The organism is Lacibacter luteus (assembly GCF_004118265.1).
Taxonomy (GTDB): domain Bacteria; phylum Bacteroidota; class Bacteroidia; order Chitinophagales; family Chitinophagaceae; genus Lacibacter; species Lacibacter luteus.
In genome coordinates this window covers 21,847-42,131 of the sequence record NZ_SDHW01000004.1, presented here as the reverse complement: position 1 = coordinate 42,131, position 20,285 = coordinate 21,847, and the positions used below count along the sequence as shown (strand labels likewise).

General features: G+C 40.0%; 25 protein-coding genes and 1 tRNA gene. 20 read left to right on the top strand and 6 right to left on the bottom strand.

The annotated features are described in order from the left end of the window. Positions 1 to 60: 60 nt before the first annotated feature. A complete protein-coding gene (locus tag ESA94_RS13670; RefSeq protein ID WP_129131489.1) occupies positions 61 to 633 on the bottom strand; it encodes an RNA polymerase sigma-70 factor in 573 nt (190 codons plus the stop codon). A 107-nt stretch (positions 634 to 740) separates the two neighbouring features. Between ESA94_RS13670 and ESA94_RS13665 the strand changes: the two genes are divergently transcribed. From ESA94_RS13665 to ESA94_RS13650, 4 genes are all read left to right on the top strand, one after another. Continuing rightward, positions 741 to 1,019 (top strand): helix-turn-helix domain-containing protein, encoded by a 279-nt coding sequence (locus tag ESA94_RS13665; protein ID WP_129131488.1) that lies wholly within the window; start codon positions 741 to 743, stop codon positions 1,017 to 1,019. Positions 1,020 to 1,034: 15 nt separating this feature from the next. Continuing rightward, on the top strand, positions 1,035 to 1,313 hold the full coding sequence (locus ESA94_RS13660; RefSeq protein ID WP_129131487.1) for a helix-turn-helix transcriptional regulator: 279 nt from the start codon (positions 1,035 to 1,037) through the stop codon (positions 1,311 to 1,313). 209 nt (positions 1,314 to 1,522) lie between these two features. After that, positions 1,523 to 1,912, top strand: coding sequence for a hypothetical protein (locus ESA94_RS13655; RefSeq protein ID WP_129131486.1), 390 nt, complete (start codon positions 1,523 to 1,525; stop codon positions 1,910 to 1,912). After that, a complete protein-coding gene (locus ESA94_RS13650; RefSeq protein WP_129131485.1) occupies positions 1,912 to 2,205 on the top strand; it encodes a hypothetical protein in 294 nt (97 codons plus the stop codon). The genes ESA94_RS13655 and ESA94_RS13650 overlap by 1 nt, the downstream gene beginning before the upstream one ends. 60 nt (positions 2,206 to 2,265) lie before the next feature. On the opposite strand, the gene ESA94_RS13645 is transcribed toward ESA94_RS13650, so the two are convergent. Then, positions 2,266 to 2,640 carry a helix-turn-helix domain-containing protein gene (locus ESA94_RS13645; RefSeq protein WP_129131484.1) on the bottom strand — a complete coding sequence of 125 codons (375 nt, stop codon included), beginning with the start codon at positions 2,638 to 2,640 and terminating at the stop codon, positions 2,266 to 2,268. A 162-nt stretch (positions 2,641 to 2,802) separates the two neighbouring features. On the opposite strand from ESA94_RS13645, the gene ESA94_RS13640 reads away from it, so the two are divergent. From ESA94_RS13640 to ESA94_RS13630, 3 genes are all read left to right on the top strand, one after another. Beyond that, a complete protein-coding gene (locus ESA94_RS13640; protein ID WP_129131483.1) occupies positions 2,803 to 4,086 on the top strand; it encodes a redoxin family protein in 1,284 nt (427 codons plus the stop codon). A gap of 108 nt (positions 4,087 to 4,194) precedes the next feature. Beyond that, positions 4,195 to 5,364, top strand: coding sequence for a hypothetical protein (locus ESA94_RS13635; RefSeq protein ID WP_129131482.1), 1,170 nt, complete (start codon positions 4,195 to 4,197; stop codon positions 5,362 to 5,364). A 58-nt stretch (positions 5,365 to 5,422) separates the two neighbouring features. Then, positions 5,423 to 6,334: a hypothetical protein gene (locus ESA94_RS13630; RefSeq protein WP_129131481.1), complete on the top strand. Its 912-nt coding sequence runs from the start codon at positions 5,423 to 5,425 to the stop codon at positions 6,332 to 6,334. Positions 6,335 to 6,345: 11 nt separating this feature from the next. Here ESA94_RS13630 and ESA94_RS13625 read toward each other — a convergent pair whose 3' ends face one another. From ESA94_RS13625 to ESA94_RS13610, 4 genes are all read right to left on the bottom strand, one after another. Continuing rightward, positions 6,346 to 7,593, bottom strand: coding sequence for a site-specific integrase (locus ESA94_RS13625; protein WP_129131480.1), 1,248 nt, complete (start codon positions 7,591 to 7,593; stop codon positions 6,346 to 6,348). A gap of 264 nt (positions 7,594 to 7,857) precedes the next feature. Next, positions 7,858 to 7,946: transfer RNA gene (locus ESA94_RS13620), tRNA-Ser, on the bottom strand. A 91-nt stretch (positions 7,947 to 8,037) separates the two neighbouring features. After that, positions 8,038 to 9,402, bottom strand: a complete 1,365-nt coding sequence (gene hisS, locus ESA94_RS13615; RefSeq protein ID WP_129131479.1) for a histidine--tRNA ligase — start codon at positions 9,400 to 9,402, stop codon at positions 8,038 to 8,040. Positions 9,403 to 9,459: 57 nt separating this feature from the next. After that, on the bottom strand, positions 9,460 to 9,942 hold the full coding sequence (locus tag ESA94_RS13610) for a low molecular weight protein-tyrosine-phosphatase (protein ID WP_240671057.1): 483 nt from the start codon (positions 9,940 to 9,942) through the stop codon (positions 9,460 to 9,462). Between the two features lie 262 nt (positions 9,943 to 10,204). Here ESA94_RS13610 and ESA94_RS13605 point away from each other — a divergent pair, with 262 nt between their 5' ends. The 13 genes from ESA94_RS13605 (at position 10,205) to ESA94_RS13545 (ending at position 20,264) form a co-directional block, all read left to right on the top strand. After that, entirely contained in the window at positions 10,205 to 11,029 is an 825-nt protein-coding gene (locus tag ESA94_RS13605) for an energy transducer TonB (protein ID WP_164972742.1), read from the top strand. 36 nt (positions 11,030 to 11,065) lie between these two features. Further along, complete coding sequence (locus ESA94_RS13600) at positions 11,066 to 11,305, top strand: hypothetical protein (protein WP_129131477.1); 240 nt, start codon at positions 11,066 to 11,068, stop codon at positions 11,303 to 11,305. Between the two features lie 2 nt (positions 11,306 to 11,307). Then, positions 11,308 to 12,243: a PstS family phosphate ABC transporter substrate-binding protein gene (locus tag ESA94_RS13595; RefSeq protein WP_129131476.1), complete on the top strand. Its 936-nt coding sequence runs from the start codon at positions 11,308 to 11,310 to the stop codon at positions 12,241 to 12,243. 60 nt (positions 12,244 to 12,303) lie between these two features. Then, a complete protein-coding gene (locus ESA94_RS13590; RefSeq protein WP_129131475.1) occupies positions 12,304 to 14,034 on the top strand; it encodes a tetratricopeptide repeat protein in 1,731 nt (576 codons plus the stop codon). A gap of 110 nt (positions 14,035 to 14,144) precedes the next feature. Continuing rightward, positions 14,145 to 14,564: an NADH-quinone oxidoreductase subunit A gene (locus ESA94_RS13585; RefSeq protein ID WP_129131474.1), complete on the top strand. Its 420-nt coding sequence runs from the start codon at positions 14,145 to 14,147 to the stop codon at positions 14,562 to 14,564. 89 nt (positions 14,565 to 14,653) lie between these two features. Continuing rightward, positions 14,654 to 15,244 (top strand): NADH-quinone oxidoreductase subunit B, encoded by a 591-nt coding sequence (locus ESA94_RS13580; RefSeq protein WP_205755984.1) that lies wholly within the window; start codon positions 14,654 to 14,656, stop codon positions 15,242 to 15,244. A gap of 93 nt (positions 15,245 to 15,337) precedes the next feature. Further along, on the top strand, positions 15,338 to 15,856 hold the full coding sequence (locus ESA94_RS13575; protein WP_129131473.1) for an NADH-quinone oxidoreductase subunit C: 519 nt from the start codon (positions 15,338 to 15,340) through the stop codon (positions 15,854 to 15,856). A gap of 82 nt (positions 15,857 to 15,938) precedes the next feature. Continuing rightward, entirely contained in the window at positions 15,939 to 17,165 is a 1,227-nt protein-coding gene (locus ESA94_RS13570) for an NADH-quinone oxidoreductase subunit D (protein WP_129131472.1), read from the top strand. A gap of 31 nt (positions 17,166 to 17,196) precedes the next feature. Beyond that, positions 17,197 to 17,685 (top strand): NADH-quinone oxidoreductase subunit NuoE, encoded by a 489-nt coding sequence (gene nuoE, locus ESA94_RS13565; protein WP_129131471.1) that lies wholly within the window; start codon positions 17,197 to 17,199, stop codon positions 17,683 to 17,685. Position 17,686: 1 nt separating this feature from the next. After that, positions 17,687 to 17,893: a hypothetical protein gene (locus ESA94_RS13560; protein ID WP_129131470.1), complete on the top strand. Its 207-nt coding sequence runs from the start codon at positions 17,687 to 17,689 to the stop codon at positions 17,891 to 17,893. 29 nt (positions 17,894 to 17,922) lie between these two features. Continuing rightward, entirely contained in the window at positions 17,923 to 18,339 is a 417-nt protein-coding gene (locus ESA94_RS13555; protein ID WP_205755983.1) for a VOC family protein, read from the top strand. A 146-nt stretch (positions 18,340 to 18,485) separates the two neighbouring features. Further along, entirely contained in the window at positions 18,486 to 19,844 is a 1,359-nt protein-coding gene (gene nuoF / locus ESA94_RS13550) for an NADH-quinone oxidoreductase subunit NuoF (RefSeq protein ID WP_129131469.1), read from the top strand. Positions 19,845 to 19,886: 42 nt separating this feature from the next. Next, positions 19,887 to 20,264, top strand: coding sequence for a GxxExxY protein (locus ESA94_RS13545; RefSeq protein WP_129131468.1), 378 nt, complete (start codon positions 19,887 to 19,889; stop codon positions 20,262 to 20,264). Positions 20,265 to 20,285: the final 21 nt, after the last annotated feature.

Sequence of the window (20,285 nt, the reverse complement as noted above, 5' to 3'; positions counted from 1 at the left end):
GAGCAGATGAGTTGTTAGCTAACTCAATATACCATCTTCATTTTAAGAATCAAAGCCCCACTAGCCTGCCAGCAATCCCATCGCCAGCCAAAGCTCCAAAGGCATTTCTTTGCGCAGCAATTTCAAACCATACTGCCGTAACGATTTAACTGTTTCAACTGCAATCTGCAGCTCATCGGCTGTTTCACGAATGGATTTTCCTTCTTTATAAAGTGATGTAATAACCGAACGGCAACGGGCTGGCAGTGTTTCAATTGCGGCATTGAGAGCCCGCATGGTTTCTGTTTGTATAATAGCATCGAGGATGGCCGGTTGTTCCAGGCTTTGGAGTTGTTGCCACTGTTCTTCTTTTTGCGAAAAGCGTTGCTGCTGTTTTAAGTGGTTAATGCAGGCATTACGAACAGCCGTATAGCAGTAGGAACGAAACACCCGGCTATTATTTAAAGCAGGTGGTTTTTGCCAGATACGTGTAAAAAAATCGGTTACAATATCTTCTGCAGCTTCTTTACTGTTGATGAGCTGGAATGCGAAATAGCAAAGGGGAGAGTAAAAGTTATGAAATGCATCTTCGATATTATCGAAATCCTTTTTATTTGATAGGTTAACTGTAATATGTTCTGACTCCAGATGCATTTTCTGATTGGTCTTCTAAGGTACTTAAAATAATAAATATTAGCCTCATAAATTTTAGGTCAATATTTATTGGTTGTTTCAGATATACATATCCTGTTATTTGCAACATGTCAAAGTCAAGAAAAAAAGATAAGAAACGTGCTACTCTTGGACATTTTGACTATGACGAGTTTTACGGAAAGTTGAGTAACAGAATTAAGACTTTACGTAAAGAGAAAGGGTTTTCTTCAGCAGAGAATTTTGCTTATGATATAGAAATATCGAGGATTAGTATGGGTAAGTTCGAATCTGGAAACTTTACAGGGATTCAGATGAGTACACTTCTCAAAATTATAGATGGACTGGAAGTAACGCCAGCTGAGTTTTTTGCTGAAGGGTTTGATTAAACCTGCAATTCTCCAATGAATTTTATTCTTTATAGTTTTCGCCGGTATCATCAATTCACAAAAGAAGAAATTTCCCAAAAACTGCAACTTAGTTTGAGCGAATACAATGCCTTTGAATCGGAAAGCCGCAGGATTGATCGCAAGTTGGCAGCTAAACTTTCTGCAGTTTACAACGCTCCAGGGTATGTGTTTTTAATGGAGCGAAGCACTGCTACTTTACAGGTTGTTTTCAATCATAATCATTTCGAAAACAGTAACGGGTTTGTACAATACCAAAATTTAGTAACTTCTTAGTTGAAAAGTTATTTTGACGCAAAAAAATTAAAGATCCTAACGGGAAAGGAATTGGGAATTATAATGGCTATGCAAATAATACTGATTTTCAAGGGCTTATTATGGTATTCTAAGCAATTTAGCAATTAAAGAATATTGAAAAAATTACGTTATAATGTAAATTGTATCAGATTTGATACCTAACTTGCAAATTGAAAGCAAAACACAAAATGAACACAACCGAAGCAAATATCAAAATTACTCGAAGCGGTGACAAAATCAGTTCCGTGTCTGTCTTTATGCCGATATGGAATAAAGTGTCCGACCATGGTAATTTGCTCGTACAACTTCCCTTGCTCGGTATTGACACAATTGCCAAGGATGAAATTGATGCTGAAAAAGCAATTGAAGAAGCTATTGCATCTTTCTGTTTTGTGGCTGAAAAATTTGGACAGGGACTAGAAAAAGAATTACAAGCGTTGGGCTGGGTAGCTATCAATGGTGAAACTGGCGAACCTCTTTTGGGGTACAATGTGTCAGATACAGATGCTATGCTTGAAAGGCTGATGCAAACTGGCGAAAATTATGTAAATCCACATTTGGAAGTAGAAGCCGCCTAATGCCAGACCCACATTACCCATCAGTAGATTTAGATTTTATTCTCAATCACGTTAATGCAAGTGGGAAACTTGCACATGGAGGAATTGCAAGGTTTGGATCAACTACTACTTTAGTCATTGAGGGGCATCAAGCCATATATAAAAGAAGTACATTAATTCGTGAGCTTGAGCCTGGACAAATATGTTTAGAGCAAGCTACTGCTGTAGCATTGAAGTTTGCATTTCTTGGACAGCTTCTTGAATGGTTGGTAACTAACCGCAATTGGCGAGAAGGTGCTTACATTGTTCCATAAAATGCTGCTAATTAAATTTCCCTTCTTTAAAAGAATTTTTATTTGACAGCCTGAAGCAGGCTATCCATTTAAACGGGTGTTTATCATTTTTAATAACTCTTCGTTTTGTTTGCGTAAGTATGCAATTTCATCTTTGAGAGTAGCATTTTCAGCGGCACTTGCTGAAATATGATTGTCATTTTCAATGCTTCCTACATATGCATTGTTTTCAACCTTGGTATCGTTAAATGTAATTGAAGGCGTTCCTTCAGTAAGTAAATCTGCAATGTTTACATTATAAAAGTCTGCTAACTTCTGCGCCTGTTCGGATGTGAGGTTTTTAGGGTTACGTTCCAGGCGGCTGTAGGTATTTTGGCTTATGCCCAACACGTTTGCAATTTCTTCCTGTGTGCGATCATTGATTTCTCTAAGTATCTTTAAGGTGGTAGTAGCCATAATGTGTTATATGGATAAAAGTATAATTTTTTGATTAAATCAGCCTGTATTTGGTTTCGGTAACCAAGCCGGAAGCATCAACTTTATGCTTCTGCACAGGTTGTTCCGCTCAGTAATGTCCGTCTGTTACGGACCAGTTTTTCATTTTCAATTAAAATTTTCATGCGTTTACTATATGTACTGGCCATGTTATGGCTATGTGTTCCTGTATCGGCACAAACCGTTAAAAAGCAAACTGCTTTTCCGGCAAGAGATACAACAATTGTTTTTACTCAAACTTTAAGAAGCAATAAAACGATTTCGCTGGCCGATTACCGGGGTAAACTGGTGATCTTGGATTTCTGGGCAAGCTGGTGTGCGCCCTGTGTTAAATCGTTTGGAAAGATCGATACACTACAGGAAAAGTTTAAAGACCGGGTGCAGTTTGTATTAATCAATTCGAAAAGAAGCGGCGATACACGAGCCAAGGTGGAAGCCGTTTTTAAGAGTTGGGAACAACGGAACGGACGGCCATTGAACCTTACCGCCGTTGTGGAAGATACGGTTGCTGTTAACCGTTACCCGCATTTGTTATTGCCCCATTATGTGTGGTTGGATACTGCAGGAAATTTGATAACAGAGACTGGTGCTGATGAAGTGAACGCTGCAACCATTGAAGCAGTGCTGGCGGGAGTGCCGGTAAAGTTTGAAGGAAAGCAAGACCAGCAAACAGAAGCGCCATTATACAGTAATAGCGATTTGCCAAAAGATCAGTTGCAGCAATATGCTTTGTTACTTAAAGGTCGTAATGCAGGGCTGCCCAGTGGTAACCGTTACCGGGTTACGAATGGCATTATACATGGAAGGGCCATTACCAATAACAGTCTGCAGGAGTTGTACAACATTGTTGTACACAAACTCTATCCTAAATTTTCAGCAAAGCAAATGTTGTTGGAAGTAAAAGATTCTTTGCCACTGCACCTGTCGTTTACAGATAGTCGTTATGCTGAGTGGAGTAAGGAACATCTTTATTCACTTGACTTTGTGGTACCGGTTGAGAAAGCAGATTTGCTCTATCCTTTGTTGTTACAATACCTGAACGATTACACTGCCTTAGAAGGAAGGGTAGAAGAGCGTTTGATGGATTGTTGGCTATTGCGTTTTACCGGCGATAGTTTACAACTGAAAAGCAAGCAGCAAAAAACAGTCAACCGATTAGCTGCAAGGGAAAAACCTTACTTGCAAAATGGAGAGATGAAAGCATTGGTGAATTTTTTGAACGAGTCGGAAGCAGTTGATTTTCCAGTGCTGGATGAAACAGGTATTCTCTACCGGATAGACCTGGAGTTTGCCAATGGGTTGGAAACATTTTCTGCAATTGAAGCGGCGTTAAAGCAATATGGTTTTGTATTGGAAAAAGTACAGCGAAGTATATCGGTTTTTGTTTTGCGGGATGATGTGCGGTAATGTAGAAAGAAATTCCTGAAACCCGTTTAACTACTCCTGAAACCGACCTGCTACTAAGTTGCAAGGTTATTAAGTTTGCGGCCCTACCAAACCAGTGGGGCGCTTACTATGGCCTATGAACTTGCTTTGTTCGACGATTTTGTTCGTTTGAATTTTGATAGAACGGTAATACTTACTGAAGAACAGTTGCAGACTTACTGCAACCTGATACAAGAGGAGGCGAATGCTGTGTTGCAGAATTTTCGTAACCGGGTATTTCATTTTAACCGGAGTAAGCAAAGGGAGTTTTATGTGCGTCAGCATCAGCAAAGTATTACACGACTTAAAAATCAGTTACTGCTTTTTAAAGAACGGCAGGTAAAACGTAAGGATGCGAATGTGTTAAAGCTGACGGGAACACTAATTGATGTGCTGGAGTTGTTGCTCGATTTTCTTAAAACAGAGTACCCGGTTTATTTTGATTGTGAAGCTGCGGTGCCATTACACTACCTGCACAAAATGCAAATACAGTTACGCAAAGATTTTGAACGGGTAATGCATTGCCTGGAACGATGTGAAGTGGAACAGGGTTTTCAACAGGCTTTTCGAAGTTCTGTTGAGCCGAAACTGGATGGTCACTCGCAACGGTCTATCAGTTTTCGGTTGCTGGATTATTTGTCGCTTCTGTTTGACCAGGTATTGTGTTTGCCGGTGAAGAGTGATGATGTGTTTTTTCATTCGGCATTTGTGGATCTGTTGATTGGGATGAATTTTAATACTGGTCCGTTTTGTAAAGCGTTTGTGATGCATTTGAAGCAAGAGATACATGCATTAGAGGATAAGCATGAACAGCTGCAGTTTTGTTTATCGAAGATGCATGAGCTGGAGCATTTTGCTGTTGAAAATATTACTGGAATTGAGCCAGGCAAATTAAGTGTAAGAGATGCAGCATTAAGTATGTTTCAACAGGTGTTGTTTATGATGGAGCAAAAACCAGTGGTATCCGTTACTGCCCCTACAATTGCAACCGAAACAGAACCTTTGCTGCATTTGAACTGGACGGTGGAGGAGTTGGGTTTGTATGTGCGGCTGTTACAGGATAATGGTCAACTGGTGAACCGCAACTTGCGGGATGTGGCAAAACTGTTGAGCGGACAGGTACGTACTACCAGGAAAGAACAGTTGAGCTGGCAGAATATTTACAATTGTTTCAGTAAGGCGGAGATGAATACAATGCGGTCGCTGGATAGTAAGTTGATGGATGTGCTGAATGGGTTGAGAAGGATGAAGAGGGGGTGAGAATAAATTTGCTAATAAGATTTTGTATTATGCAATAGATTAGATTGCGGAAAAAAGTATGGCAAGAGGAAGTATTCAAATGCTTGGCGGAAACAGAGATCTAACTGTTTTGACCGATCAGATAATTGGATTTGGGGGTGCAAATAGTCCAATCTTACAAGTTCCAATAAAAATTGATTTTGGAGGAGTGCTTACAATAAATAAAAGAGGATTGTCACGACTTGAAGTGCTATCGATAAAAGGTGAATTAAAATCGATTGAAGGTGAAATTCATTGTAGTGAGAGTTATACAATTTTAACACGCAACATTACACTGGAAACGTCTTTCCATGACAGTATCAATTTTTCATTGACCAGTGAAGTTGTTAACAAAATTGAGAAATACAGGAATGGGAAAGTGGCTTTCTGGTTAAATGTCCATATACAAACGGGACAATATCAGGAGATTTCATTTCAAGACGGGAATACTGGTTCCTTTATGACCGGAACAGAAACTTCACTTGGCCAGTTGAAATTTGAAGTTGAACAATCAAAATGGGTAAACTCAATACTGCCACAACTAGGACATAATTCTTACAAGCTTATTGAGTTGCCTCTTGCAAATGATATTATTCCAAAGGAGTATCAGAATTCTTTGACTGAACTAGAGGCTGCACGAAAGTACTTTATGAATGGCGACTATGATAAAACAGTGGCACATTGCAGGTCGGCGATTGATCCGTTTAAACAAATAAAGTCAAAGGAGCTACGAGAATTTATTGAAAGTAAAAGTGAGCTGGATTGGGTTAGTGCTGTAATTGACGCTACAGGAGACTGGTTGGATAAAATACTTAAAGCAACTTCAGGATTTACCTCAAAGACGCATCATATTCCATCGACTGGTCATTTTGGAAGAGCAGATGCTGAAATTTTAATAATGATGACGACTGCAATTGTTGCATATGTTGGCAAAATTCAAGGGAAGAAATAACAGGTTCTTTCTTAGGAGCCCGTTTTTAAATCAGCTGTTTCTTCTTTCCTTGTGAATTTATTGCGGAGTGCGTTCATGTCACTACTTACTTTCTTGTCAAGCAGCTTCGCATAGTGCTGGGTTGTTTTTATGGTTTTATGCCCCAGCATTTTTGACACACTTTCAATGGGAACATCATTGTTTAATGTTACCGTTGTTGCAAATGTGTGTCGTGCAATATGGAAGGTTAATTCTTTTGTTATGTTGCAAACGTCTGCGATTTCTTTCAGGTAGGCGTTCATCTTCTGATTACTGGAAACCGGTAATAGTTTGTTTTGATTGATGCATGCAGGATAGGCGCTGTACTTCTCGATTATCTCCAAAGCCACAGGTAACAAGGGAACACGGGAAGGAGTATCGGTTTTGGTACGATTAACAAAGAGCCATTTTTCGCCATCAATGCCGGTGCTGACATGACCCGGGCTGAGTTTTAGAACGTCTGCATAGGCTAAACCTGTAAAGCAGGAGAACAGAAAAACATCTCTTACTTGATTTAAACGTATTGAGGTAAATTCTTTGGTTTGGATAGCTTGCAGTTCTTCTTCTGATAGAAATGCTCTGTCAACTACTTTCAATTTCACCTTGAAGTTTACAAATGGATCTTTCTCTATCCAACCATTGGCGATACAGATGCGAATGATTTTTTGAAAGTATTTACTGTACTTGACTGCCGTATTGTTTGCACACTTTCTTTCTGACCTTATGTAGAAATCAAAATCTGCAACAAACTCATGATTAATTTGCCGAAGTTCAACATCTGTTGTTTTATACTTCCACAGTAAAAATTCTTTGAGGTGGGATAGGGTAATCCTGAAGCGTTCCAATGTGCCTTCTGCGTACTCCTGAGGTATGAGGGCTTGCATTTCATCGTTGTGTTTTTTGAAAATAGGAATAATGGTGCGCTGTCTTTCACCGGCACCGATGTATCGGTTCTTTAATGTTTCGGCTGTAATGGGTTTGTTTTCCCTAATCAATGCCTGATGTGCATCGTATAACTTGGATTGCAGTGCATCTAAGTGTGCATTGAATTTCTTTACTTCTTCTGACTTGCCTTTTAATCGGCCTGCTTTGGAAATCCAGTTACCAGGTTCTACTTCCCGGTTAATTGAAACTTCAGCTCGTTTGCCTTCAACAGTGATGCGTAAATAAATGGGAACAGGTCCGTTTTGGTAGTTTTTTGGTTTCTTCTGGTAGAAGATGTGGTGAAAGGTCTTTACCATGTACGATGATTAGCGGTGAGTAGGTGTTTTACTAAATAAAGATACAAATTGCCGACTGCAATTGCAAGTTTTATTTCTCCTGAAATGCTTGCTGGATAAGGGTTTTGTGCAAATTCGGTGAGTAAATTGAGTGTTATTTTCTACTCACCGAATCGCTCACCTGAAGGTTGAATATTTTGTGTTTTTTTGGAATTTACTCACCGAACGAAAAAGCCGCAATCATTTGATTTGCGGCTTTTTCGTCTTAAAATAATTAATTAAGAGCGGTGAGGGCGGGATTCGAACCCGCGGTACAGAGTTACCCGTACGGCAGTTTAGCAAACTACTGATTTCAGCCACTCATCCACCTCACCGACTGAAATTTTAAGGGTGGCAAAAATAAAGATAAGCACCCATACAACCCAAAAAAGAATGAAAGGAATTATTGAAACGCTGAAAATAGTTTTACGCAGTAAATTTTTTCAGCATTTCATCGAAGCTTACAGTTTCCTGTAAACCCGTTGCCAGTTCCTTAATATTACAGGTATTTGTTTCCAGTTCTTTGGTGCCAATGATAACAATAAACGGTATCTGCTTTTTCTCAGCGTATTTGAATTGTTTATCGAATTTGCTGTTTTCGTGGTAGAGCTCTGCTGCAATTCCTTTACTGCGGAGTTCCTGCATTAATGCAAATGCTTTTTTGCTTTCAGCATCGCCTAAGTTGAAAAACAAAACCTTTGTACCTGTATGTACACCTGCAGGAAAGAGCTTTAATTCTTCCATTACATCGTAAATACGATCTACACCAAAGGAAATACCAACACCTGGAATATTAGGCACACCGAATAATCCTGTAAGATCATCGTAACGGCCGCCGCCGCCAATACTACCCATTTGTACATTGTTGGCCTTTACTTCGAAAATAACACCGGTATAATAGTTTAAGCCACGGGCTAAGGTGAAATCGAATTGCAGATTATTAATTGCCGATTGGCGATATACCGTTTCTATTTCTTCAATTCCTTTGGCGCCTGTTTCGTTACCGCCGATTAATTGTTTGATGGCTGCAAGTTTTTCTTCGTTGCTGCCGGTAATGTTGAGGTAGTTTTCAATAATGCTTATTTGGGCGACATTTAATCCACGTTGTGCCAGTTCTTCTTTTACTTTTTCAATGCCGATTTTATCGAGTTTATCGATGGCAATGGTAATATCAACCATCTTATCTGCACCACCACATATTTCGGCTAAGGCTGCCAATATTTTACGACTGTTGATTTTTATCTCTACACTTACACCCAGTTTATTAAATACAGTTGCATAGATATTACTCAGCTCAATTTCATTTAATAACGATTTACTGCCCACCACATCTGCATCACATTGGTAAAACTCACGGTAACGGCCTTTTTGCGGACGGTCGGCACGCCAAACAGGTTGTACCTGGTAGCGTTTGAAAGGCATTGTAAGCTGGTTATGATTCATTGCCACATAACGTGCAAACGGAATGGTGAGATCGTATTTTAAAGCACGCTCTGTAATACCACTGCTGTTTTTTCCGGCCAGTACTTTTTCAAAATCTTCTTTTATTTTTTGTTGTTTATCCGGATTGTCTAAGCCGTTATTGAGAATTTTAAAAATGAGTTTATCGCCTTCTTCGCCGTACTTACCCATCAAAGTGTCGAGGTTTTCCATGGCTGGCGTTTCCAACGGTTCAAATCCATATAATTCAAATACCGATTTAATGGTTGAAAAAATATAGGTGCGTTTACGCACAACTTCTGCTCCAAAATCTCTTGTGCCCTGCGGTAATGATACATTAACCTTCGCCATTGATATTTTTATAGTTTTTTGTTTGAAGTTTATTGTTTTCAAATCATAAATCCGAAATCATACATCAGCAATCAACTCAGTTCGTGCCCCGTATTTCTGTATGATTTTGTCACATGCCTGATCGATCATTTCATATACTTTATGATAACCATCTTCTTTTCCATACCAGGGGTCGGGTACATTCCTGTTTTGGCCGGGATGTAATTCGTTTAGCAGCAGATCAACTTTCGTTTCATTCCAGAGTTTTCCACTCATTTGTTTTACATCAATGTAATTACTGCTGTCCATTACATAAATAAAATCGTAGTTGAGAAAATCTTCTTTTACAAACTGACGAGCACGTTGTTTGCTGATGTCTACACCATTGAGCTTAGCCACTTTTGTACTTAAATGATGTGGAGGTTCGCCTGCATGCCATGCACCTGTGCCTGCACTTTCAACACTCCATTGCAAACCGGCTTTCCATGCTTTGTGTTGCAGTATACCTTCTGCTAAAGGGCTGCGGCAAATATTTCCCAAACAAACCATTAAAATACGCATGGCCGCAAAGATAATTGAGAGTTACAAGTTTCATCTTCTTATTTCGTATCGCTTACTCCTTACTTCGTTTGTGGATTTCTTTCAGCAACGCATCTTAATACCAAACAGTACAACAGCAAACTACTGTTATACAAACAAACGTTTCAACAATTGTCGGCCGACGAATATGTATGAGCTTTTGTTTTTCATGAAAAGTAAAAATCAAACGGCGCCACAGCTAAATGTGCATGCTGTTTATTGTTCACAACCAAACTGTAAAAACATGAAAAGCGAAGAAATTCTCAAAGCCGATGTATTAGACATTTTATTCGAAAACAGAAATAAAGCCTACGGTGCTTATTCTATTCGTAAAGCCTATCCGTCACATCTTAAAAAAGCAATGGCAACAATGCTGCTATTAGTAGGTGCAGGTTTTGTAATTGTGATGAGCCAATCAAAGAAAGCTGATGTTCGATTTACTGCAAGGGAAAAAATCACAGAAGTGGTTTTAGACCCCTACGTTGAACGTGAGAAGCCAAAAGAACAACCAAAGCCGCAAGAGCGAACAGTAGCAGAGAAACCTCCCACAAAAATTGATACAGATCCTGAAATAGTTCCCGATGACCAGGCGAAAAATTTACCGCCGGACAGAACTGATCCTGCAATTTACAATCCGGGACCAATAGACGATCCGGGAACTCCTGGTGGCGGAGATTATATACAGGCGAAGCAAGGCAATGAAACTGTAATTACTCCTGATAATACCAAAGAAAAACAACCGGAAGCGCCGCAAATTCTCGAAATATCTGAAATAGCGCCTGAGTTTCCTGGCGGTATGCAGGCATGGATCAGTTATTTACAAAAAATGCTTCGTGTGCCCGACGATCTGGAGGCTGGTGACCGTAAAACAGTACGTGTAAAGTTTGTAGTAAATGCCAATGGCGATGTTACCGATGCGGTAATTGTTGCAAGTGGAGGTAACCAATTCGATAGAGAAGTGTTGCGTGTTATCGGTCGTATGCCTAAGTGGAAACCGGGTAAACAAAACGGAAAAGCAGTAGCTGTATATTTTACACAACCGGTTACTTTTACCGCTCCCGAAGAGTAAAAATTGGTTAACTTGCCCGCTCCCTAAAAAGCTTACATGTCACTACAGGAAGACTTTAGAAAGAAAAATAAACCCGTTAACATAAAAGCATTATTCGATTTTGTGATGGGGCTCATTTATGCGGTTGTGGGAGCGGTGTTAGCTATTTCGAAATTTATTGGTCTGGAAATAACTTTTCCTCCACCGGATATTGTAACAGTTTTTGGTATTGGAGCTTTTCTATATGGCGCCTTCCGCATTTTCAGAGGCTTTAAAACATATAAAAACCCTTCTTAAGTATGGTTAAGCGGTTTGCAGCTTTTGTAAGTATTCTTTTTATTGGTTTTGTTTCCTGTAAAACAAAAAAGCCTCAGCCAACTGATACCGGCACTGCCGGAACAATTCATATTAGTGTGGATGAGGCTTTTAAACCTATCCTGGAAGAACAGATAAAGGTTTTCGAATCGGCCTATCCTAAAGCAAAGATCATTGCAGAATATAAGCCCGAAGCAGAATGCTGGAACGATTTGCTGAACGACAGTACCCGTATGGTGATTGTTACCAAAAAACTCACTACCCGGGAAGCCCGTTATTATTCCGATTCGCTGGGTTTGTATCCGAAAAGTGAATTACTGGCAAGGGATGCAGTTGCATTGGTAGTGAACAGAAATGCTGTTGATTCTGTTTTTACTAAAGAAGATGTGCAGCAACTGTTGCTCGGAACAAGTAAAAAGCCTTACAAATTGGTTTTTGATGGGGTGAAGGCAACCAGCTCCGTTCGTTATGCCATTGACAGTATTTTAAAAGGAAAGATGTTTAACACATCGGTAATAACTGCTGCAAAAAACAGCAGGGATGTAATTGAATATATTGCCGCAAACCCCGGCTATGTTGGTTTTGTTGGTGTAAGCTGGATAGGCAACCCCGAAGATGTTGATCAGTTGGAGATGTTGAAGAAAGTACGTATTGCCTGGCTGCCTTGCGATAGTTGCGATGAAGCAGGAACATTTACAAAACCCTGGCAGGAAGAAATTTTAACAAAACGTTATCCCTACTCACGTGAGATTTATTACGTCTTGAAAGAAAATCACGCAGGTTTGGGAAAAGCGTTTATAAATTTTATGAACAGCGACCGGGGCCAATTGATCTTTAGAAGAGGTTACCTGGTACCAGGCAGAAGAATTTATATAATGAGGGAAACCCAGTTGAAATTAGTAAAACCGGTAACCCAATAATTTTAATACTTTTACCAACCCTGAGCAAACAGATTACTTAAACCAAAGAAGAAAGAAAAAATGAAACGATCACTTAGTTTAGCATTTGTGGCAGTTGTATTTGTGCAGCAGTTGTTTGCGCAATCAGTCGATGAAGGCAAAAAGTTCATGTATTATGAACGTTTTAAGAGCGCAAAAGATGTTTTTGAAAAGCTCGTGGCGGCAAATCCCAAAAACGAAGAGTCAGCTTATTGGTTAGGTCAGGCATTTATTGGCCTGGAAGATGTGGCCAAAGCCAAACAAACCTATCAAACCGCATTAGCCGCTAATGCAACTTCTCCTTTGTTGATGGCTGGTATGGGACATGTGGAATTACTTGAAAACAAAGCAACCGATGCCCGCAATCATTTCGATATGGCAATTAACAACAGCAAATCGAAAGACAATGATGTATTGCATGCAGTTGGCCGTGCAAATGCTTATACAAAAGCAGGCGATGCAAACTACGGTATTACACATCTGCAAAAAATTCTCACTACTAAAAAATTCAACGATCCTTCGGTTTATGTAACCATTGGTGATGCTTATCGTAAACTCGTAGATGGTGGCAATGCTGTATTGGCATTTAAAAATGCATTATTGCTCAATCCTAAATATGCTGCTGCAAAGCACAAAGAAGGATTGATCTACGAAAGTCAAAAAAATAAAGATTACTACCTGCCGGCATACGAAGAAGCGGTAACAATGGATCCTGCATACGGCCCTGCTTTATATTCTTTATACTTCTACTGGTATTTCAGAGATGTTGCAAAAGCAGAAGATTATTTACATAAATACATCGCAGCTATCGATAGCGATCCACAAAACGATTACTATACAATCGATCTGAAATATGCTGCCGGTAAGTACAGCGAAGCAATTAGTTTGGCCGATGCATTGATTGCGAAAGTTGGTGCTAATGTAATTAAGCCACGTATCTACCGCTTAAAAGCTTATAGCTACTTCAAAAGCGGCGATCTGGCTAATGCAAAAGCAAATGTTGATGAGTTTTTCAAAAAGGCAAAGCCGGAAGATATTGTTCCTAAAGACTACGAACTTTTGGGTGATATTTTTGCAGGCACAGCAGGTAGCGAAGCACAGGCTTATGGCAACTACGAAAAAGCGATGGATGCAGACACCGTTCAGGACAACAAAGCTTCTTACCTGGATAAAGCGGTTGCTTTAGCAAGAAAGAAAAAAGATACAGTAGCAACTGCTGTTTGGATGAAAAAACAATTTGAAACCAAGAAGTCTCCAAACAATGTTGATATTTATAATCTTGGCAGAGCATATATGAATGCAGGTGCTATAGAATTTAAGTATTTCTACACAGCGGACAGCATTTTTAAACTTTATACAGATAAATATCCTGATCAGTATTTTGGATATTATTGGAGAGGCCGTGCTAACTGGAGCATTGATACCAGTATGACAAATGGCTTAGCAAACCCCCATTTTGAAAAGTTTATTGAATTAGCATTGCCTACATTAAAAACTAAGGATTCCGTAAACTCTGTAATACCTATTAAAACGGCTTATAAATACTTTATCGGTTATAATATTTTTACTAAAAAGGATTACAAAGTAGCCATAGAGTTTTGTGATAAAGTCCTTGCTATAGACCCAGCGGATAAAGAAGCAGCTGAATACAAGCGTCAGCTTACAGGCGGCAAATCACAAACAACGGGTAGCACCACAACAACAAAACCCGGTGGCGCAACATCGAATTCAGGAGCAGCGTCGGGTGGAGGCTCAGCTCCTAAAACCAAGTAGTTTCATTTCTTCTTCTATAAATCCCTTCGCAATATGTGAAGGGATTTTTTTTTATACAGGGAATTTCGATCACCCTGCCTTATTTTTGCGGCATTCAAAACCGTCTCTTAATGCATTGGCTTTTCTTTTTACAGTCCAGTCCTGCTTCTACAGTTGCTTCAGCTGTAAACGATTCCAGTAACTATTTCCCAATCGGCATACAAATTCTGTTTGCAATTGGCTTTGTGGCGCTTATGATGGCGCTTACACATTTGTTAGGCCCCAAACGCCCAACAGCACAGAAACTGGAAAACTTTGAAAGTGGTATCGAAATTCACGGTAATGCACGCCAGCCAATGGCCGTAAAGTACTTTCTGGTAGCAATTTTGTTTGTATTATTTGATGTGGAAGTGATCTTTTTCTATCCTTATGCTGTTAACTTCAGAGAGCTGGGATGGAGTGGCTTTATGGCGGTGTTGATGTTTGTCGGCTTTTTCCTTTGCGGCTTCTATTATATCATTAAAAAAGGAGCATTAAACTGGGAAGATTAATATGCTGATTTGAGAGTTTGAAAATGTGCTAATGTTAACGTGGAAGAATTTTCAAATTGTCAAATCAATAAATTTTCAAATTTACTATTATGGCACGTCCCGTACAATATAACGTAAACCCCAAACCTGCCGATTACAACGGACATATCAGCATGGTTGATATGCCCGAAGGTCATATGGGTGAGGGCTTTTTTGCAACAAAGCTGAGCGAAGTAGTTGGTTTGGCCCGTAAGAATTCGATCTGGCCTTTACCGTTTGCTACTTCCTGTTGCGGTATCGAATTTATGGCTACAGCTGCGGCGCATTACGATCTTGGTCGTTTTGGTTCGGAGCGTATGGCCTTTACACCACGCCAGTGCGATCTGATGATGGTAATGGGTACCATTTCGAAGAAAATGGCGCCTGTGGTAAAACAGGTTTACCTGCAAATGGCCGAACCCCGTTGGGTAATGGCGGTTGGTGCATGTGCAAGCAGCGGTGGTATTTTTGATACCTACAGTGTTCTGCAGGGCATCGACCAGGTGGTACCGGTTGATGTGTATGTGCCCGGCTGTCCTCCACGCCCCGAAGCAATTCTTGATGGATTGATGCGTGTACAGGATTTAGTAGGCCAGGAGAGTTTACGCCGCAGAAACAGCGATCATTACAAAGCATTATTGGAGAGTTACGGAATACAATAAACACAAATGAAGCAATTTGAGAATTTGAAAATGAGGTAGAGAACAGCGGCAGATAATTTTCAAATTTTCAAATCATCAAATTTTCAAATTGAGATGTCATTGACCAACGAACAGATTCAACTCAAATTGCAGGAGAAATTCGGGGAACAGGTGAGCAACTTTTCCGAACCTTTCGGTATGCTTACTTTCGAAGCACCAAAAGAACAAAACCTCAAAGTGCTTCAGTTTTTATACGATGACGAAGAACTGAAGTTCCGCTTTCTTACCGATCTGCAGGCGGTACATTATCCCAACGATAAAGGAAGAGAACTGGCAGTTGTGTATCACTTACACAACCTGGTGGATAATGTGCGTATCCGTTTTAAAGTATTTACCAATATCAATACACCCGATGTGTTTACCGCTACACAGTTGTTTGCAACTGCAAACTGGATGGAGCGTGAAACGTACGATTTTTTTGGGGTAAACTTTGTTGGTCATCCAAATCTTAAACGCATTTTAAATGTGGATGAAATGGATTATTTCCCGATGCGGAAAGAATTTCCATTGGAAGACCAGACAAGGATTGATAAGGATGATGAAATGTTTGGCAGAGGAGGAAGTATAAATTAGATAATTTGAAAATTTGAGAATTTGAAAATTGTATTTCCATTTTCAAATTTTCAAATTGAATCATTTTCAAATTGAATTTAACATGAGCGACGTTCAAAATATATTATTGCCCGAAGGTTCGATTGAGAAAAAGACAATCACCCTTAACGTTGGGCCTACGCATCCTGCAACACATGGTGTGTTTCAGAACATCATGGAAATGGATGGTGAGCGTGTAATGAGTGCTGAGTCAACAGTAGGATATATTCACCGTGCATTTGAAAAGTTAGCAGAGCGTCGTCCGCTGTACCAGATTACACCCATTACCGATCGTCTCAATTATTGCAGCAGCCCTATTAATAATATCGGCTGGCATCTTACCTGCGAAAAATTATTAGGCATTCAAACACCAAAGCGTGTTGATTACCTGCGTGTGATTTTAATGGAGCTTGCCCGTATTGCCGATCATCTTATCTGTAATTCTATTGTGGGTGTTGATACCGGTGCGTTCTCCGGCTTCGTTTACCTCATGGAATACCGTGAGTTGATCTATGAAATTTACGAAGAGATCTGTGGCAGCCGTTTAACAACAAACATTGGTCGAATTGGTGGTTTCGAAAGAAACTTTACACCAGTTGCATGGCAAAAGCTGAAAAAGTTTATTGCTGAATATCCGAAAGCATTAAAAGAGTTTGAAAACCTGTTTACACGTAACAGAATTTTTATGGATCGTACCATTGGTTGTGGTCCTATTTCTGCGGAGCGTGCATTGAACTATGGGTTTACTGGTCCGAACCTGCGTGCTGCCGGTGTAGATTATGATGTACGTGTACACTCACCATACTCTTCCTACGAAGATTTTGATTTCATTGTTCCTGTAGGTACAACAGGTGATACGTACGATCGCTATCTGGTGCGTAACGTAGAAATGTGGCAGAGCTTAAGCATTATTGAACAGGCAGTACAAAAAATTGAAAACATTAAAGGTGCTGATGCAGAAGTGTATCATGCCAATGTTCCGGAATATTATTTACCTGCAAAACAAGATGTGTACAGCAGCATGGAAGCACTCATCTGGCACTTTAAGATCATTATGGGTGAAATTGAAATGCCAAAAGGTGAATTGTACCACAGTGTAGAAGGTGCAAATGGCGAGTTGGGTTATTACTTCATCAGCGATGGTGGACGTACACCTTATCGTTTACATTTTCGCAGACCATGCTTTATTTACTACCAGGCTTACGAAGAACTGATTAAAGGAAGTATGTTGAGTGATGCGATTGTGGTGATGAGTAGTTTGAATTTGATTGCAGGAGAATTAGACGCATAGAAATTGATAATTGATTAATTGAAAATTGATAATGAAGTTTTCAGAAGAACAGTTGAAGAAGGTAGAAGAGATGATCTCTCACTATCCGGAAGGAAAGCAGAAGAGTGCATTGATTCCATTGTTGCATTATGCCCAACAACAGAATGGTGGTTGGTTAAGTGCAGAAGCAATGGATTATGTTGCGGAGTTGTTGAACATTACTTCTATTGAAGTATATGAAGTGGCTACTTTCTACAGCATGTATAATTTGCAACCTGTAGGTAAAACCATATTTGAAGTTTGCCAAACAGGTCCCTGTATGTTGAATGGCAGCGATAATATTATTGCTTATATCTATGAAAAATTAGGGATCAAACCCGGACAAACAACGCAAGATGGTTTGTTTACATTGAAGGCAGTAGAATGTTTGGGCGCATGTGGTTATGCACCCATGATGCAGTTAGGACCGGATTACCGTGAGCACCTGACCAAAGAAAAAATTGATGCACTGATTGCAGAAGGAAAAGCTAAAGCCAATTAAAATGAAGAAGAAAACAGCAATGTATATCGGCTTTTTGCTTACAACATCGGCAATGATTGTGATGGTTGTTTTTTTGATGGCAAAAGATAAAGTAACCATGCGTCCATTGTTATTTATTGGAGTAGGGTTGGCATTTGTCTCGCTCATTTTCAGAAATATCCTGCGCTTTAAACCCGATTGGTTTAAAGACAATGAAGAAAATAAATAAATAAACCTTTCATCCTTAAACCAAACAACATGAACGCAATTGTTCCATATCTCAATTTTAACGGTAATGCAGGCGAAGCACTTGCTTTTTACAGCAAGGCATTAAATGGTGCTGTTGAGTTTCAGCAAACCTTTGGTGAGTCGCCAATGGAAGTTCCTGCCGAAGCAAAAGACTTCATCATGCATGCAACTTTTCGTGCAGGAGATTTAACGTTCATGGTGTCGGATTGTATGCCTGGTCAGCCAGTAGCAGGTGGATCAAACCTGAGCTTATCAATTCATTTTACAGATCTTGACAGCATCAACAAAACCTTTGCTGCATTAAGTGAAGGCGGTACAGTTACAATGGAACTGCAGGATACATTCTGGGGCGCACGTTTCGGCATGTTGAATGATAAGTATGGTTTTCAATGGATGTTTAATTACGATTATCCGAAAGAAGGGTAGTGGTGAATAGGAATGTCAAACTCTGGATGATAAGAAGCACAACAGTAGAAGTGTGCGACGCCAATGCAGATGAACAGGGCTGTTGAGGTTGATTACAAAAAAAGAATTGCTTTAAGCTGCAAGCTAAAAGCTAAAAGCTGAAATAAATGGGTAGAAAATTATTATTAGAAAAGGCACATGTAGAAGGCATCAGGCATTACGATGTGTACCGCCGTGAAGGTGGTTACCGCAGCGTGGAAAAAGTATTGAAGACGATGAGCCCTGAAGCTGTAGTGGAAGAAGTAAAGAAAAGCGGCTTGCGTGGTCGTGGTGGTGCCGGTTTCCCTACGGGTATGAAATGGAGCTTTTTGGCAAAGCCTGAAGGAGTTCCCCGTTACCTTGTTGTAAATGCCGATGAGAGTGAGCCCGGTACTTTTAAGGATCGTTATCTCATGGAATTCATTCCGCATTTGTTGATCGAAGGAATGATTTGTGCATCGTATGCATTGGGCAGTAACACGTCTTACATCTATATCCGTGGCGAATACTGGTGGGTAAAAGAAATTTTGGAAGTGGCTGTGCAGGAAGCACGCAATGCAGGGTTCCTGGGTAAAAATATTTTAGGCAGTGGTTTCGATTGCGACATTTTTGTGCAGCCCGGTGCAGGTGCTTATATCTGTGGTGAAGAAACAGCGTTGATTGAAAGTCTGGAAGGTAAACGTGGTAATCCTCGAATCAAACCTCCTTTTCCTGCGGTAAAAGGTTTATGGGGTTGCCCAACTGTGGTGAACAATGTAGAGTCGATTGCTGCAGTAGTGCCGATTGTAAACGATGGTGGTGAAGAATATGCAAAGCTCGGCACAGGAAAATCTACAGGTACAAAATTGATTTCTGCATGCGGCAACATCAACAAGCCTGGCGTGTATGAAATTGAAATGAATATTTCGGTTGAAGAATTTATTTACAGCGATGAATATTGCGGTGGTATTGCTAATGGCAAAAAACTGAAAGCATGTATTCCCGGTGGTTCATCGGTTCCTATTCTTCCTGCAAATCTTTTGTTGAAAACAGCAAAAGGTGAAAGTCGGATGATGACGTATGAAAGTTTGAGTGATGGTGGTTTTGCAACAGGTACTATGATGGGTAGTGGTGGCTTTATTGTAATGGACGAAGACCAGTGCGTGGTAAAACATACCTACACCTTAGCCCGTTTTTACCGTCATGAAAGTTGCGGACAGTGTTCGCCTTGTCGTGAAGGAACAGGCTGGATGGAAAAGATTCTGTTGAAGATCGATCAGGGCAAAGGAAGCATGAGTGATATTGATCTGTTGTGGGATATTCAACGCAAGATCGAAGGAAATACCATTTGTCCGTTGGGCGATGCAGCAGCATGGCCGGTAGCAGCAGCCATCCGTCATTTCCGTGATGAGTTTGAATGGCATGTTACCAACCCAAGCGAAGCAGTGGTAAGAAATTATGGTTTGGCAAATTATGCGAAGCCATTGGAGGTGGCGACTCCGGCGTAATTTTTTCACGCAAAGGCGCTAAGTAAAAAAGACGCAAAGACAATGACCGAAAATGAAATTTCAAAAGTAGTTGTTGATTTGTGTTTCAGGATCCATAAACAATATGGTCCGGGATTGTTTGAAAGTGTTTATGAAGAGATATTTTGTTATGAGTTAGCGAAAACAGGCTTGCGTTTTAAACGACAACATCCTGTTCCATTAATTCATGAAGAAATAAAAATGGAAGTTGGTTTTAGAGCTGATGTAATAGTGGAAGATAAAGTGATTGTGGAACTGAAATCAATAGAAGCACTTGCAGATGTGCACTACAAACAAGTGCAGACGTATTTAAAACTATCAGGTTGTAAATTGGGATTGTTGATCAACTTCAATGTACCACTGATAAAGGATGGGATACACCGAATAGTAAATAACTTATAAACTTTGCGACTTAGCTCCTTT